Here is a 12915-nt window from a genome sequence, read left to right as displayed (position 1 = left end):
AGATTGCGCACTGGTTCCTGGAACTATTGCGCACCTTGGCCCCCGGGGCGAGGCTGGCGCCATGACTGAGACCCTGGATCACACCCCCGGCACCGCAGGCGACGCCGACCCGTTCCCGGTCAAGGGGATGGACGCGGTCGTCTTCGCGGTGGGCAACGCCAAGCAGGCGGCGCACTACTACTCGACCGCCTTCGGCATGAAGCGCGTCGCCTACTCCGGACCGGAGAACGGCAGCCGCGAGACCGCGTCGTACGTGCTGGAGTCCGGCAGCGCCCGGTTCGTGTTCACCTCCGTCGTCCGGGCCGCGACCGACCACGGCCGCTTCCTGGAGCAGCACGTGGCCGCCCACGGCGACGGTGTCGTCGACCTGGCGCTGGAGGTCCCCGACGTCCGCGCCGCGTACGACTACGCCCTCGCGCACGGCGCGACCGGGCTGGAGGCGCCGCGCGAGGTCTCGGACGAGTACGGCACGGTCGTCCTCGCCGCCATCGCCACCTACGGCGAGACCCGCCACACCCTCGTGGAGCGCGGCGGCTACAAGGGCCCGTACCTGCCCGGCTACGTCGCCGCCGAACCGATCGTGGAGCCGCCGGCCAAGCGGTTCTTCCAGGCGATCGACCACTGCGTCGGCAATGTCGAGCTCGGCAAGATGAACGAGTGGGTCACCTTCTACAACCGCGTCATGGGCTTCACGAACATGAAGGAGTTCGTCGGCGACGACATCGCCACCGAGTACTCCGCCCTGATGTCGAAGGTCGTGGCAGACGGCACGCTGAAGGTCAAGTTCCCCATCAACGAGCCCGCGATCGCGAAGAAGAAGTCGCAGATCGACGAGTACCTGGAGTTCTACGGCGGCCCCGGCGTGCAGCACATCGCGCTCGCCACCAACGACATCGTCGCGAGCGTGCGCGCCATGCGCGCGGCCGGCGTCGAGTTCCTCGACACGCCCGACTCCTACTACGACACCCTCGGCGAGTGGGCCGGCGACACCCGCGTGCCGATCGAGACCCTGCGGGAGCTGAAGATCCTCGTAGACCGGGACGAAGACGGCTACTTGCTGCAGATCTTCACCAAGCCCGTCCAGGATCGCCCGACCGTCTTCTTCGAAATGATCGAGCGCCACGGTTCGATGGGCTTCGGCAAGGGCAACTTCAAGGCCCTCTTCGAGGCGATCGAGCGCGAGCAGGAGCGCCGCGGCAACCTCTGATCCCTTCGCCGTGAATTCCGGCGCCGGACCGCGCCCCCGCGGGGGAGGGCGTGGTCCGGCGCCGGCCGTTTTCCGTGCCCCGGGCGCCGGCAGGCGTCCTTCCCCGCCGCCCCCGGCGGTGCGAGGCTGTGGGCATGGGTGATCTCATCGAACGGCTGCGCGCCGGGCTTCCCGCCGAGGCGATCCTCACCGACCCCGACGTCACCACCTCCTACGCCAACGACATGGCGAGCTTCTGCCCGGCCGGAGCGCCGGCCGTCGTCTGCCTGCCGCGGACCGTCGAGGAGGTCCGGCACATCATGCGGACCGCCACCGCGCTGCGGGTGCCCGTGGTGCCGCAGGGCGCCCGCACCGGCCTGTCGGGCGCGGCCAACGCGTCCGAGGGCTGCATCGTGCTGTCGCTCACCAGGATGAACCGGGTGCTGGAGATCGACCCCGTCGACCGGGTCGCGGTCGTCGAGCCCGGGGTGGTCAACGCCGCGCTGTCCCGTGCCGTCGCCGAACGCGGGCTGTACTACCCGCCCGACCCCTCCAGCTGGGAGCAGTGCACCATCGGCGGCAACATCGGCACCGGGTCCGGCGGCCTGTGCTGCGTGAAGTACGGCGTCACCGCCGAGTACGTGCTCGGACTGGACGTGGTGCTCGCCGACGGCCGCCTGATGCGCACCGGGCGCCGTACCGCCAAGGGCGTCGCGGGCTACGACCTGACCCGGCTGTTCGTCGGCTCCGAGGGCAGCCTCGGCATCGTCGTCCGCGCGATCCTGGCGCTCAGGCCGGCCCCGCCCGCCCAGCTCGCGATGGTCGCCGAGTTCCCCTCCGCGCAGGCGGCGTGCGCCGCGGTCTGCGCCATCATGTCCGGCGGCCATGTGCCGTCGCTTCTGGAGCTCATGGACGGCACCACGGTGCGCGCGGTCAACGCCATGACCGCGATGGGCCTGCCCGAGTCGACCGAGGCCCTGCTGCTGGCCGCCTTCGACACCCCCGCCCCGGCCGCCGACCTGGCGGCAGTGGGGGAGCTGTGCCTGGCCGCGGGCGCCACGCAGGTCGTCCCCGCCGAGGACGCCGTGGAGTCCGAAATGCTGCTGCAGGCGCGGCGGATGGCGCTGCCCGCGCTGGAGCGGGTCTCCACGGCCACGATGATCGACGACGTGTGCGTGCCGCGCGGCCGGCTCGGCGCCCTGCTCGACGGGGTCGCGGCCATCGCCGCCAAGCACGAACTGACCATCGGTGTCTGCGCCCACGCCGGCGACGGCAACACCCACCCCGTCGTCTGCTTCGACGCGGCCGACCCCGAGGAGTCCCGGCGGGCCAGGGAGTCCTTCGACGCGATCATGGCGCTGGGGCTCGAACTCGGCGGCACGATCACCGGCGAACACGGCGTGGGCGTGCTGAAGAAGGAGTGGCTGGCCCGCGAACTCGGCCCGGTGGGCATGGAGATGCAGCGCGGCGTCAAGGCGGTCTTCGACCCGCTCGGCATCCTCAACCCCGGCAAGCTGTTCTGAAGGCCGCGCCCGCACCAGGCCCTAGGCCTCCGGGGACTCGTCCAGCCCCGACCACGGATCGCGCAGCCACAGGTCGTCCCGCGGCTCACCGGCCGTGCCCGCGGTCGGGGCCAGCAGCTCGTCCAGGCGCTCGTCCATGGCCAGGTGGTCCAGCTCCGTCCCCGGCGGCACCACGCGCAGCGTGCGTTCCAGCCACGCCGCCACCGGCATGGACGCCGCCTCCAGCAGCGCGTTCCCGTCCGGCGAGCTCAGCGCCATGCAGATGACGCTGCGCCCGTCGGTCTTGGTCGGCCAGATCCGCACGTCCCCGTGGCCGCAGGGCCGGAACACCCCCTCGACGAGCAACTCCCGTGCGAAGGTCCAGTTCACCGGGGACTGCGACCCGATGTGGAAGGCGATGTGCACGGCGAAGGGGTCCTCGACCCGGTAGGCCAGCCGGGCCGGCACGGCGATGCTGCGCTCCGGCGACAGCACCAGGTTCATCTCCAGTTCCCGTTCCACCACGGTCTGCATGGCGTCGTCGTCCTTTCCTCGGCACAAGGCCCCTGGCGGTAGTGCGCGGCGAGGTGCTGCGCGGGGCCCGCACCGGGAGAGAGCGCATTGGGCACTCACCATTACGCGGCTTCCCATGATCGGGAAGACTTTTCCCGAAGGTGTGACGGCAGTTGCATGCATGCGATACACACATGGTTCGCCGGTCGCGGCACGGCCTGACGGCGGGTCACCCGCTCCCCTGGGCACCCGTCAAGCGGGAAGCGTAGCCGGTCCGGTCCGATGAAATGCCCTGGAATGCGGATCCTGGGCCGGGCCTCGTTTCTTTCTTCCGGATGGGGCGTTCTTCGTTAATGTCCTCCTTGGACCGCCGGGCGGCGGACCGGCCGAGCGCGTGGCCGTGACGGGACGTGATGGGAGTTGCCACCGATGACCTCCGGAATCAGCGGCGGGAGTGTGCCGGGCCCCGGGTACTACCCTGACCCGTCCATCCCGGGCTACATCCGGTACTGGAACGGTTCCTCGTGGGTCCCCGGCACCAGCCGCCCCGCGCCGCAGCCCGGTGAGAACCTCGCGCCGCCCACCGGTGCCCCGCTGCTCGTCTCCGGCCCGGCGGTGGCCGCCGCCCCTCCGGCACCCGTGGCGCCCGCCCCTCCCGCGCCGCCGGTGCGCCGCACCCCCGCGGTGGACGAGTCGGGTCCGATGTTCCTCGACGAGGACCCGCAGGCGCCCGCGGTCGAACGCGGGCCGTCCGTCTCGGAATGGGCGGCCGACCCGGCGCGGCAGGAGCCGTCCCCGCGGATCTCGTGGGGCGCACAGGAGCACGGGGGCGCGCCCCAGGCCGCCGCGCCCGCCCCTGCGCCCGCCCCGACTCCCACCCCCACGGCCGCCTCCGTCTCCGCGCCCGCGCCCGCTCCCGCCCCGGCACCTTCGCCGGTCCCCGCGCCCCCGCCGGCCCCCGGTCCGGCGCCCGCCCCGGCCATCGCCTCCGCGCCCACCGCGGGCGCCCCCGCGGCACAGGGCGCGAACCCCGTCCCCTGGGCCCAGCAGGTGCAGGAACTGGCCCGCCAGGGACAGCCCCAGGTGCCCGCGCAGAACGGCGCCGCGGGCAGCGGCGGCAGCGGGACGGGCGGACAGGCCCCCGGCACACCCGCCCCGCGGCGGCCCGTCCCCGCCGACCCGTTCGCCTCCGCGCGGGAACAGCCGCGCCCCGGCTCGCTCGGCAAGCGGCTGCTCGCCCGGATCGTGGACTCGCTGCTGACGGGCGCGATCGTCGCCGCGGCCGCCGTGCCGCTGGGCACCGCCGTGTACGAGCACGTCCAGGACAAGATGGACGCCGCCCGGCTGTCGGGCGAGACGGTCACCGTGTGGTTCATCGACGGCACGACGGCCACGCAGCTCGGCATCGTCCTCGGTGTGGCGCTCGTCGCCGGTGTGCTGTTCGAGGTGGTGCCGACCGCCGCATGGGGCCGCACCCTCGGCAAGAAGCTGTTCGGTCTGCGCGTGCTGGACATCGAGGGCCGGCACGAACCCGGCTTCGGCAGGTCGCTGCTGCGCTGGCTCACACGCACCGTGCCGGCCGCCCTGCTGATCGGCTTCCTCGGCCTGCTGTGGTGCGCCTTCGACCGACCGTGGCGCCAGTGCTGGCACGACAAGGCGGCGCGCACCTTCGTGGCCGCGGACCGCTGAGAACCGGCACCCGAACGGACCACGCCGGAGGCGTCCCCACGGCGTCCGGGTTTCACTCGGGGCATGAGCACCGACCGGCCCGAGGACCCGTTCGCGAAGCCTCCCCAGGAGCCGCAGCAGCCCTCCCCGCCGCCGCCGTCCGGGACTCCGCCGGCGAGCGGCGGGCCGTACGACCAGCCGCCCCCCGTCTACCCGGGCGGCCCCTACGGCGGCGCCCCGCAGGGCGGTCCGTACGACACCCCGTACGGCGGTGCGCCCACGCCCGACCCGCTCGCGGGGATGCCGCCGCTGGCGCACCGGGGCCGCCGGCTGCTCGCCCGTATCGTCGACGGACTGATCATCGGCATCCCGATCTACGCGATCACCTGGGCGTTCTGGGGCGCCTACGACTACACCAGCGGCTACGGCAAGAGCTTCGCCGAGGGCGTGATCTACGCGGTGGTCTACCTCGTCTACCAGGTCCTGATGCTGACCCGCTACGGGCAGAGCCTGGGCAAGAAGCTCCTCAAGGTCCGGGTCGGCATGCTGGCCGACGGCACCAACCCCTCGACCCCGGCGGCGCTCAAACGCGAGGCGGTCTACTCCCTGGTGCCGGTCATCCCGTGCTGCGGCTCGATCTTCTGGATCATCGAGGTGCTGTGGTGCACCTGGGACAAGCCGTACCGGCAGTGCCTGCACGACAAAGCCGGGCAAACCGTGGTGGTCTCCGCGGCGTGAGACATCAGCGCGACGATCGTCGCAGGGCCGTGACGTATTGCCACTATGCGACGTCATGTCCGGCTGATTTACTCACTCTATGAGTTCGAATCAACCGCCCGGATACGGTTACCCGCAGGGCGGCTCGGGGGGTCAGGATCCGTACGGCCAGAATCCGTACGGCCAGCAGCCTCACCCTCAGGGCCAGAACCCCTATGACCAGCAGCAGCCGCCGCCGTTCCCGCAGCAGCCCGGGTCGCCCTACGGCTACCCGCAGGCGCCGCCCGCCGGTTACGGCCAGATGCCCGTGGACCCGGCCCTGGCGGGCATGCCGCCGCTGGCCGACAGCGGCCAGCGCTTCCTCGCCCGGCTGATCGACGGCCTCATCCTGATTCCGGTTGTCGTCGTTGTGTTCGCGGTGGTGGGCTTCTCCGGAGGCTTCGGCAAGACGTTCCTTGCTTCGGTGCTGCTCAGCGTCGCGATTTTCCTGTACGAGGCGCTGATGCTGCGCACCTCCGGGCAGACGGTCGGCAAGAAGGTCATGAAGATCCGGGTGGCGCGGCTCGCCGACGGCGCCGTCCCCGGTGACGCGGCCTGGACCAGGGCCGGCGTGTACGCGGGTCTGGGTGTGGTCAGCAACCTGATCCCCTGCCTCGGCGCCATCCCCTCACTGCTCAACGCGCTGTGGCACCTGTGGGACAAGCCCTACCGCCAGTGCTGGCACGACAAGGCGGCCAAGACCGTCGTCGTCAAGGTCTGACCGACGGCAAGGACACGTACGACGGCCCCGGAGCGAAGGCTCCGGGGCCGTTGTCGTGCCGGCGGGTGCGGCGGACCGCTCAGTGGTGCAGCGAGTGCTCCTCGACGCGGGGTTCGGCGGCGCTGCGCACCCGTGGGCGCGGGACCGGTGCCGCGGCCGGAGCGCCGTTGCGGGCGCGGCGGCCGGCGGCTGCCGGCAGCGGCACCGTGACGGCGACCAGCACGCCGAGCAGCAGCCCGGCGGCCGCGATGACCGCGACGCCGGTGCCCGAACGCGCCTCGGACAGCAGCAGCATCGCCAGGGTCGAGAGCACCACGGTCGCGGAACCGTAGGAGATCTGGGCGGGGGTGGGACGCGGCATGGCAGATCCGTCCTTGTGTACGTCGATGGTGTCGAAGCGTCGGCCAGGGCGGTCTTTCGGGTCGTTCACAGGTGGCACGCCGTCCACCGACTCTACGTTTCGGGATGCCCGGACGGAACATCCGGTAAGCGTGACCTAACCCACGGTACGGAAGCATGGGGGGCGCAGGGGGTCGCATCGCGATCTTCGGAGGACCCAACTCTGCCCGCTGTCCGGCCGCTTGGGCAGCCCGGAACGTCCGCTATGCGCAACGGACCGGTCGCTCACCGTACTTGTCGGTCATGACCAAGTCAAGATCTGTCTTTTCTCACGTCACTCCGGTGCAATGGCCTCACCCTAGGGAGGTCAAATCACAGTGATAAGCCACCGACGGACCATCAGATCCGCCGCTCTGGCCGTGGCGATCGCCGCAATAGGTGCCGGCGCCTTCCCCGTCGCGGCAGCCCAGGCCGACTCTCAGGCCGGCGCCGCGCGGAAGGACCCGGCTCGGGCGGAGCGGGTCGCGCACGACCTTAAGGGCCCGCTGAGCGAGCGTCAGGCGTCCCAGCGCCAGCAGGCGATCGAACAGGTCATATCCGGCAAGTCCAAGGTCGAGGACCGCGGCGCCTCGGGCGTGGTGAAGCTCGGCGCGAACAAGTACGTCGAGCTCAAGCGCGAGAAGACCGACAAGATCTTCGTGATCCTTGCCGAGTTCGGGACGAAGACCGACCCCGCGTACGGCGGCACGACCGGTCCCGCGCACAACTCGATAGCCAAGCCCGACCGTCGCAAGGACAACAGCACGGCGTGGCAGGCGGACTACAACCGCCAGCACTTCCAGGACCTGTACTTCTCGCACTCCTCCAGCAAGGAGTCGATGGCGAAGTACTACGAGAAGCAGTCCTCCGGCCGCTACTCGGTCTCCGGCGAGGTCGCCGACTGGGTCAAGGTCGACTGGAACGAAGCCCGTTACGGCAGCAACAAGTGCGACACCTGCACCTGGAACCTCGTCGCCGACGCGGTGAACAAGTGGGTCGCCGCCCGCAAGGCCGCCGGTGACTCCGCCGCCCAGATCAAGGCGAAGCTGGCCGAGTACGACCAGTGGGACCGCTACGACTACGACGGCGACGGCAACTTCAACGAGCCCGACGGCTACATCGACCACTTCCAGATCGTGCACGCCGGTGAGGACGAGTCCGCCGGCGGCGGCGCCCAGGGCGAGGACGCGATCTGGGCCCACCGGTGGTACGCCTTCGGCACCGACGCGGGCGCGACCGGCCCGGCCGGCAACCTGCTCGGCGGCACCCAGATCGGCGACACCGGCGTGTGGGTCGGCGACTACACCGTGCAGCCCGAGAACGGCGGCCTCGGCGTCTTCGCCCACGAGTTCGGCCACGACCTCGGTCTGCCGGACCACTACGACACCACCAACACCGCCGAGAACTCCACCGGCTTCTGGACGCTGATGTCGTCCGGTTCCTGGCTCGGCACCGGCAAGGACGCCATCGGCGACCTGCCCGGCGACATGACCGCCTGGGACAAGCTGCAGCTGGGCTGGCTCAACTACGCCACCGCCAAGGCCGGCACGAGGTCGGGCGCCACTCTCGGTGTCTCGGAGTACAACACCAGCAACAAGCAGGGCCTGGTCGTCACCCTCCCCAAGAAGACCGTGACCACGCAGCTCGCCACCCCGGCCGAGGGCACCAAGCAGTGGTGGAGCGGCAGCGGTGACAACCTGAGCAACACCCTCACCCGCGATGTCGACCTCACCGGCAAGACCTCGGCGAGCCTGGCCCTCAAGGGCTGGTACGACATCGAGGAGAACTACGACTACCTCTACACCGAGGCGTCCACCGACGGTGGCGCGACCTGGACCGCGCTGGACGGCACCGTCGGCGGTGCCCCGCTCCCGCGCGACGCCAGCGGCAAGCCGGCCCTGACCGGCACCGCGGCCTCCTACCAGGACATGGCGTTCCCGCTGGACGCGTACGCCGGCTCGTCGGTCAAGCTCCGCTTCCGCTACCAGAGCGACGGCGGCGTGGCCCAGAAGGGCTTCCTGGCCGACGCGATCACGCTGACCGCCGACGGCGCGACCGTGTTCAGCGACGGCGCCGAGAACGGTGACAACGGCTGGACCGCCAAGGGCTTCACCGCCAAGGGCTCCACCTTCTCGTCGGAGTACCCGCAGTACTACATCGCCGAGAACCGGCAGTACGTCTCGTACGACAAGACCCTCAAGTCCGGCCCGTACAACTTCGGCTGGGCCACCACCAAGGAGAACTGGGTCGAGCACTACGCGTACCAGACCGGCCTGCTGATCTGGCTGTGGGACACCTCGATGACCGACAACAACGTCAGCGCGCACCCGGGCGCGGGCAAGGTCCTCCCGATCGACGCCCACCCCACGCCGCTGCTGTGGAAGGACGGCACGCTGCAGCGCAACCGCGTGCAGGCCTACGACTCCACGTTCTCGACGCACCACACCGACGCCGTCACCCTGCACAAGGACGGCGTCGCCACCCGGATCCCGAGCCAGGCCGGCAACCGGGTCTTCGACGACAAGTACTCGTACTGGTCCGCCAAGAACCCGACCGGCGGCGTGAAGGTGTCCCCCACCAACACCCGTATCACGATCATGTTCGAGGCCTGGGACGGCAGCTCTATCACGATCATGGTCAGCCCGTCCCGCAAGTGATCGCACATCGCTCGAAGTGACCTGATCGGCCCCCGTCCCCTGGTGGACGGGGGCCGATCCGCAGATCATGTGCTTATGGCCAGCGGCGGGTTCACCAGGCTCCCGAGCGGCGACGTCATCGTCGCCCTCCGGCTGCCCTCGCCCGGCGGCTCACCCGACGACCACATACGGGTGATCGTCGTCTCCGCGAACCGGCAGCGCGCCCTGACCCGGCTGCGCAACCTGGGCTTTCGCACCGCCCGCCTCGCCGGCAACCTCGAACCGCCCACCGGCGACGAGATCAACGCCGTCCTGCACCACCCCGACGGCCTGGTCTGGCGGCGCATCCCCGCCGCCCCCGCCGAGCCCTGGCAGTCCATCGCGGCCCTGCTGGGCCCGACCGCCCGGCGCCCCGCCGCCCACTAGGACGGCAGCACGACCTACGCCGCGCCCACGACCGGCTTGCCCGTGAGTTCCGCGCCGGCGGCCCGCAGCTCGTCCGTCGCCCGGTCCGTCGTCTCCCGCATCACCCCGGCCGTCAGGTCCAGCAGCACCCGGGTGCGCAGACCCGCGCGGACCGCGTCCAGCGCGGTGGCCCGCACGCAGTGGTCGGTGGCGATGCCGACCACGTCGACCTCGCTCACCCCGTGCGCGCTCAGCCACTGCGCCAGGCCCGTGCCGTTCTCGTCGGCGCCCTCGAAGCCGCTGTACGCGCCCGAGTAGTGGCCCTTGTCGAAGACCGCGTCCACCGCGCCGGAGGCGACCGCCGGCGCGAAGTTGGGGTGGAAGCCCACGCCCTCGGTGCCGGCCACGCAGTGCACCGGCCAGGTGTGGACGTAGTCCGGGCGCTCGGAGAAGTGGTCGCCGGGCTCGATGTGCAGATCGCGGGTCGCCACGACCCAGCGGTAACCGGCCGTGGCGTCCCCGATGAGGTCGGTGATCGCGGCGGCCACCCCCGCGCCGCCGGCGACCGCCAGACTGCCGCCCTCGCAGAAATCGTTCTGCACGTCCACGACGATCAGTGCCCGGTGCATCAGGGATCCGTCCTTCCGTTGCTCGCGGTCCATCGACTGTACGTACCGCGTCCCGTCCGCGGCAGGGGGCCTCACCAGCCGGCGTACTCCGTCGGCAGGGCCGGCTCGCCGCGGGAGAGCTGAGTCGCCGACAGCGGCAGACCGGCGCGGGCCTCGACATGCCGCAGGCGCGCGGCCTCCAGCGGTTCCCGGGCCACGACCTCGCCGCCCGTCACCAGCGGCACCAGCAGCTGCCGGTCCGCGAGCGCCGCCGGCACCGGACCGGTGCCGACCACCTCGGCCTCCGCGACGCCGTCGGCGTCCAGCCGTCGTGCTGCCCACTTGCGGCCGCCGACGCTGGTCTTGCCGCCCATCGACTTCTTGGCGACCGGTACCAGGGGCGCGTCGGGGGCGTCGGAGGCGGCCCGGGCGACCAGCTTGTAGACCATCGAGCAGGTCGGGTGGCCGCTGCCGGTGACCACGGAGGTGCCCACGCCGTACGCGTCGACCGGCGCCGCCGCCAGCGAGGCGATGGCGTACTCGTCCAGGTCGGAGGTCACCACGATCCGGGTGTCCTTGGCGCCGAGGTCGTCCAGTTGCTGCCGCACCCGGTGGGCGAGCAGCAGCAGGTCGCCGGAGTCGATGCGCACCGCGCCGAGCTCGGGGCCGGCGATCCCGACGGCCGCGCGGACCGCCTCGGCCACGTCGTAGGTGTCGACCAGCAAGGTGGTGCCGCGGCCCAGCGACTCCACCTGTGCGGTGAAGGCGTCCCGCTCGCTGTCGTGCAGCAGGGTGAAGGCGTGCGCGCTGGTGCCGATGGTGGGCAGGCCGTACCGGAAACCGGCGGCCAGATTGCTCGACGAGACAAAACCGCCGATGTATGCGGCGCGCGAGGCGGCCACCGCCGCCAGCTCGTGCGCCCGGCGGGCGCCCATCTCCATCAGCGGACGGCCGGCGGCGGCCACGGCCATCCGGGAAGCGGCGGCCGCGATGGCGCTGTCGTGGTTGAGGACCGACAGCACGACCGTCTCCAGCAGGACGGCCTCGGCGAAGGTGCCCTCCACCCGCAGGATCGGGGAGCCGGGGAAGTACACCTCGCCCTCGGGGTAGCCGGCGACGTCGCCGCGGAAGCGGTAGTCCGCCAGCCACTTCAAGGTGGCGGCGTCGACGACCCGCTCGCGTTCCAGGAAGCCGAGGATGTCGTCGTCGAAGCGGAAGTTCTCCACCGCGTCGAGCAGGCGGCCGGTGCCGCCCACGACCCCGTACCGGCGCCCCTCGGGCAGCCGGCGGGTGAACACCTCGAACACCGAACGGCGGTCGGCCGCGCCGCTGCGCAGCGCGGCCTGCAGCATGGTCAGCTCGTAGCGGTCGGTGAAGAGCGCGGTGGAGGGGACGGCCACGGGCAGCCCCAGGTCTGCAGAGCTCATGGCGAGGATGCTACCCCCAACTCTCGTCAGAGTGACGATTTCTCGGGGGCCGGTTTCCCTGCGGGCGCGATCTGGTGACAGCATGGGAGCCGTGAGTGTCGCCCCCGCAGAGATCGAACGGACCGAGTCGAGCGAGGCCCCCTTCGAGGCGCCGTCCCCGGACGTTCCCTGGGTGACCGTCGTCCACAACGACCCGGTCAATCTGATGAGCTACGTGACGTACGTCTTCCAGGCGTACTTCGGGTACCCGAAGGACAAGGCCACCAAGCTGATGCTCGACGTCCATCACAAGGGGCGCGCCGTGGTCTCCAGCGGCACCCGCGAGGAGATGGAACGCGACGTGCAGGCGATGCACGGATACGGGCTGTGGGCCACGCTCACCCAGGACCGCTGAGCACCACCGCACCGCCGGACGGCACCGCCGATCACGCAGACCACCACCGCCGAGCGCCATGAGGACGGCTGAGACACACATGCCCGGGTACTTCGAGTCCACGCCCGGTGGCACCGCCGCCGTCGCGCTCGACGAGGTCGAGATCTCCATCCTGCGCAACCTGGCCGTCCAGCTCCTGGAGCTGATCGGGCCCGGCGACGCCGACAGCGGCACCGGCGACGGCGAACCCGCCGACCCGTTCGCCGGCCTCTTCGAGGACGGCCCGACCAAGCCCCCGCAGGACCCGGCCCTGGCCCGGCTGTTCCCCGACGCCTACGAGGAGACCGCCGACTCCGCGGAGTTCCGCCGCTTCACCGAGAACGACCTGCGCGCCCGCAAGCGCGGCGACGCCCTCGCGGTGGTGCGCAGCCTCGACGCGCTGAGCCCGGGCCGCCGCGGGGGAGCGGTGCTGACCCTGACCGAGGCCGAGGCGCTGCAGTGGCTCGGGACCCTCAACGACCTGCGGCTGACGCTGGGGTCGCGGCTTGAGGTCACCGACGACGAGGAGAACGAGCTCTACCACCTCCCCGACTCCGACGAGCGCAAGCCGCTCGTCCTCGCCTACTTGTGGCTCGGCGGCCTCCAGGAGAGTCTGGTGGCCACCCTCCAGGTGTGAGCGCGGAGCCCGCCGCCCGCGCTCCGCCCCCCTCGCACCGCCCTTCCGGTCCCCCCGCGTTGGCCT

At 71.5% G+C, this 12915-nt stretch carries 13 protein-coding genes; 9 read left to right on the top strand and 4 right to left on the bottom strand.

Translation table 11 applies throughout. The annotated features are described in order from the left end of the window. Positions 1 to 61 precede the first annotated feature (61 nt). Together hppD and ABZ883_RS15500 are read left to right on the top strand one after the other, a co-directional pair. A complete protein-coding gene (gene hppD, locus ABZ883_RS15505; protein ID WP_360906133.1) occupies positions 62 to 1207 on the top strand; it encodes a 4-hydroxyphenylpyruvate dioxygenase in 1146 nt (381 codons plus the stop codon). 134 nt (positions 1208 to 1341) lie between these two features. Continuing rightward, complete coding sequence (locus ABZ883_RS15500) at positions 1342 to 2709, top strand: FAD-linked oxidase C-terminal domain-containing protein (protein ID WP_360906132.1); 1368 nt, start codon at positions 1342 to 1344, stop codon at positions 2707 to 2709. Between the two features lie 21 nt (positions 2710 to 2730). Here ABZ883_RS15500 and ABZ883_RS15495 read toward each other — a convergent pair whose 3' ends face one another. Further along, on the bottom strand, positions 2731 to 3222 hold the full coding sequence (locus tag ABZ883_RS15495) for an SsgA family sporulation/cell division regulator (RefSeq protein WP_360906131.1): 492 nt from the start codon (positions 3220 to 3222) through the stop codon (positions 2731 to 2733). 408 nt (positions 3223 to 3630) lie between these two features. Here ABZ883_RS15495 and ABZ883_RS15490 point away from each other — a divergent pair, with 408 nt between their 5' ends. From ABZ883_RS15490 to ABZ883_RS15480, 3 genes are all read left to right on the top strand, one after another. After that, positions 3631 to 4890, top strand: coding sequence for an RDD family protein (locus tag ABZ883_RS15490; protein WP_360906130.1), 1260 nt, complete (start codon positions 3631 to 3633; stop codon positions 4888 to 4890). 63 nt (positions 4891 to 4953) lie between these two features. Then, positions 4954 to 5607, top strand: a complete 654-nt coding sequence (locus ABZ883_RS15485) for an RDD family protein (RefSeq protein WP_360906129.1) — start codon at positions 4954 to 4956, stop codon at positions 5605 to 5607. A 79-nt stretch (positions 5608 to 5686) separates the two neighbouring features. Next, positions 5687 to 6346, top strand: a complete 660-nt coding sequence (locus tag ABZ883_RS15480; protein ID WP_360906128.1) for an RDD family protein — start codon at positions 5687 to 5689, stop codon at positions 6344 to 6346. A 79-nt stretch (positions 6347 to 6425) separates the two neighbouring features. Here the strand turns inward: ABZ883_RS15480 and ABZ883_RS15475 are convergent, their stop codons facing one another. Next, the gene (locus ABZ883_RS15475) at positions 6426 to 6707 is read right to left on the bottom strand and encodes a hypothetical protein (protein ID WP_360906127.1); all 282 of its coding nucleotides are present in this window, start codon (positions 6705 to 6707) and stop codon (positions 6426 to 6428) included. A gap of 397 nt (positions 6708 to 7104) precedes the next feature. On the opposite strand from ABZ883_RS15475, the gene ABZ883_RS15470 reads away from it, so the two are divergent. Both ABZ883_RS15470 and ABZ883_RS15465 read left to right on the top strand, forming a co-directional pair. Further along, the gene (locus tag ABZ883_RS15470) at positions 7105 to 9381 is read left to right on the top strand and encodes an immune inhibitor A domain-containing protein (protein ID WP_360906126.1); all 2277 of its coding nucleotides are present in this window, start codon (positions 7105 to 7107) and stop codon (positions 9379 to 9381) included. Between the two features lie 75 nt (positions 9382 to 9456). Next, positions 9457 to 9786, top strand: coding sequence for a hypothetical protein (locus ABZ883_RS15465; protein WP_360906125.1), 330 nt, complete (start codon positions 9457 to 9459; stop codon positions 9784 to 9786). 14 nt (positions 9787 to 9800) lie between these two features. On the opposite strand, the gene ABZ883_RS15460 is transcribed toward ABZ883_RS15465, so the two are convergent. Next, the gene (locus ABZ883_RS15460; protein WP_360906124.1) at positions 9801 to 10394 is read right to left on the bottom strand and encodes an isochorismatase family protein; all 594 of its coding nucleotides are present in this window, start codon (positions 10392 to 10394) and stop codon (positions 9801 to 9803) included. A 71-nt stretch (positions 10395 to 10465) separates the two neighbouring features. Beyond that, on the bottom strand, positions 10466 to 11800 hold the full coding sequence (locus tag ABZ883_RS15455; protein ID WP_360906123.1) for a nicotinate phosphoribosyltransferase: 1335 nt from the start codon (positions 11798 to 11800) through the stop codon (positions 10466 to 10468). 82 nt (positions 11801 to 11882) lie between these two features. On the opposite strand from ABZ883_RS15455, the gene clpS reads away from it, so the two are divergent. Then, a complete protein-coding gene (gene clpS, locus ABZ883_RS15450) occupies positions 11883 to 12194 on the top strand; it encodes an ATP-dependent Clp protease adapter ClpS (RefSeq protein WP_319664455.1) in 312 nt (103 codons plus the stop codon). Between the two features lie 79 nt (positions 12195 to 12273). Beyond that, positions 12274 to 12849: a DUF2017 domain-containing protein gene (locus ABZ883_RS15445; RefSeq protein ID WP_360906122.1), complete on the top strand. Its 576-nt coding sequence runs from the start codon at positions 12274 to 12276 to the stop codon at positions 12847 to 12849. Positions 12850 to 12915: the final 66 nt, after the last annotated feature.

The organism is Streptomyces sp. NPDC046977, assembly GCF_040644455.1.
Classification (GTDB): domain Bacteria; phylum Actinomycetota; class Actinomycetes; order Streptomycetales; family Streptomycetaceae; genus Actinacidiphila.
Note: the sequence above shows the minus strand (reverse complement) of the source record. Positions and strands in the feature narration are given on the sequence as shown.

Excerpts from the sequence above, each read along its gene's own strand:
- hppD (WP_360906133.1), top strand. The coding sequence starts at position 62 with ATGACTGAGACCCTGGATCACACCCCCGGCACCGCAGGCGACGCCGAC.
- ABZ883_RS15500 (WP_360906132.1), top strand. The coding sequence starts at position 1,342 with ATGGGTGATCTCATCGAACGGCTGCGCGCCGGGCTTCCCGCCGAGGCG.
- ABZ883_RS15495 (WP_360906131.1), bottom strand. The coding sequence starts at position 3,222 with ATGCAGACCGTGGTGGAACGGGAACTGGAGATGAACCTGGTGCTGTCG.
- ABZ883_RS15490 (WP_360906130.1), top strand. The coding sequence starts at position 3,631 with ATGACCTCCGGAATCAGCGGCGGGAGTGTGCCGGGCCCCGGGTACTAC.
- ABZ883_RS15485 (WP_360906129.1), top strand. The coding sequence starts at position 4,954 with ATGAGCACCGACCGGCCCGAGGACCCGTTCGCGAAGCCTCCCCAGGAG.
- ABZ883_RS15480 (WP_360906128.1), top strand. The coding sequence starts at position 5,687 with ATGAGTTCGAATCAACCGCCCGGATACGGTTACCCGCAGGGCGGCTCG.
- ABZ883_RS15475 (WP_360906127.1), bottom strand. The coding sequence starts at position 6,707 with ATGCCGCGTCCCACCCCCGCCCAGATCTCCTACGGTTCCGCGACCGTG.
- ABZ883_RS15465 (WP_360906125.1), top strand. The coding sequence starts at position 9,457 with ATGGCCAGCGGCGGGTTCACCAGGCTCCCGAGCGGCGACGTCATCGTC.
- ABZ883_RS15460 (WP_360906124.1), bottom strand. The coding sequence starts at position 10,394 with ATGCACCGGGCACTGATCGTCGTGGACGTGCAGAACGATTTCTGCGAG.
- ABZ883_RS15455 (WP_360906123.1), bottom strand. The coding sequence starts at position 11,800 with ATGAGCTCTGCAGACCTGGGGCTGCCCGTGGCCGTCCCCTCCACCGCG.
- clpS (WP_319664455.1), top strand. The coding sequence starts at position 11,883 with ATGGGAGCCGTGAGTGTCGCCCCCGCAGAGATCGAACGGACCGAGTCG.
- ABZ883_RS15445 (WP_360906122.1), top strand. The coding sequence starts at position 12,274 with ATGCCCGGGTACTTCGAGTCCACGCCCGGTGGCACCGCCGCCGTCGCG.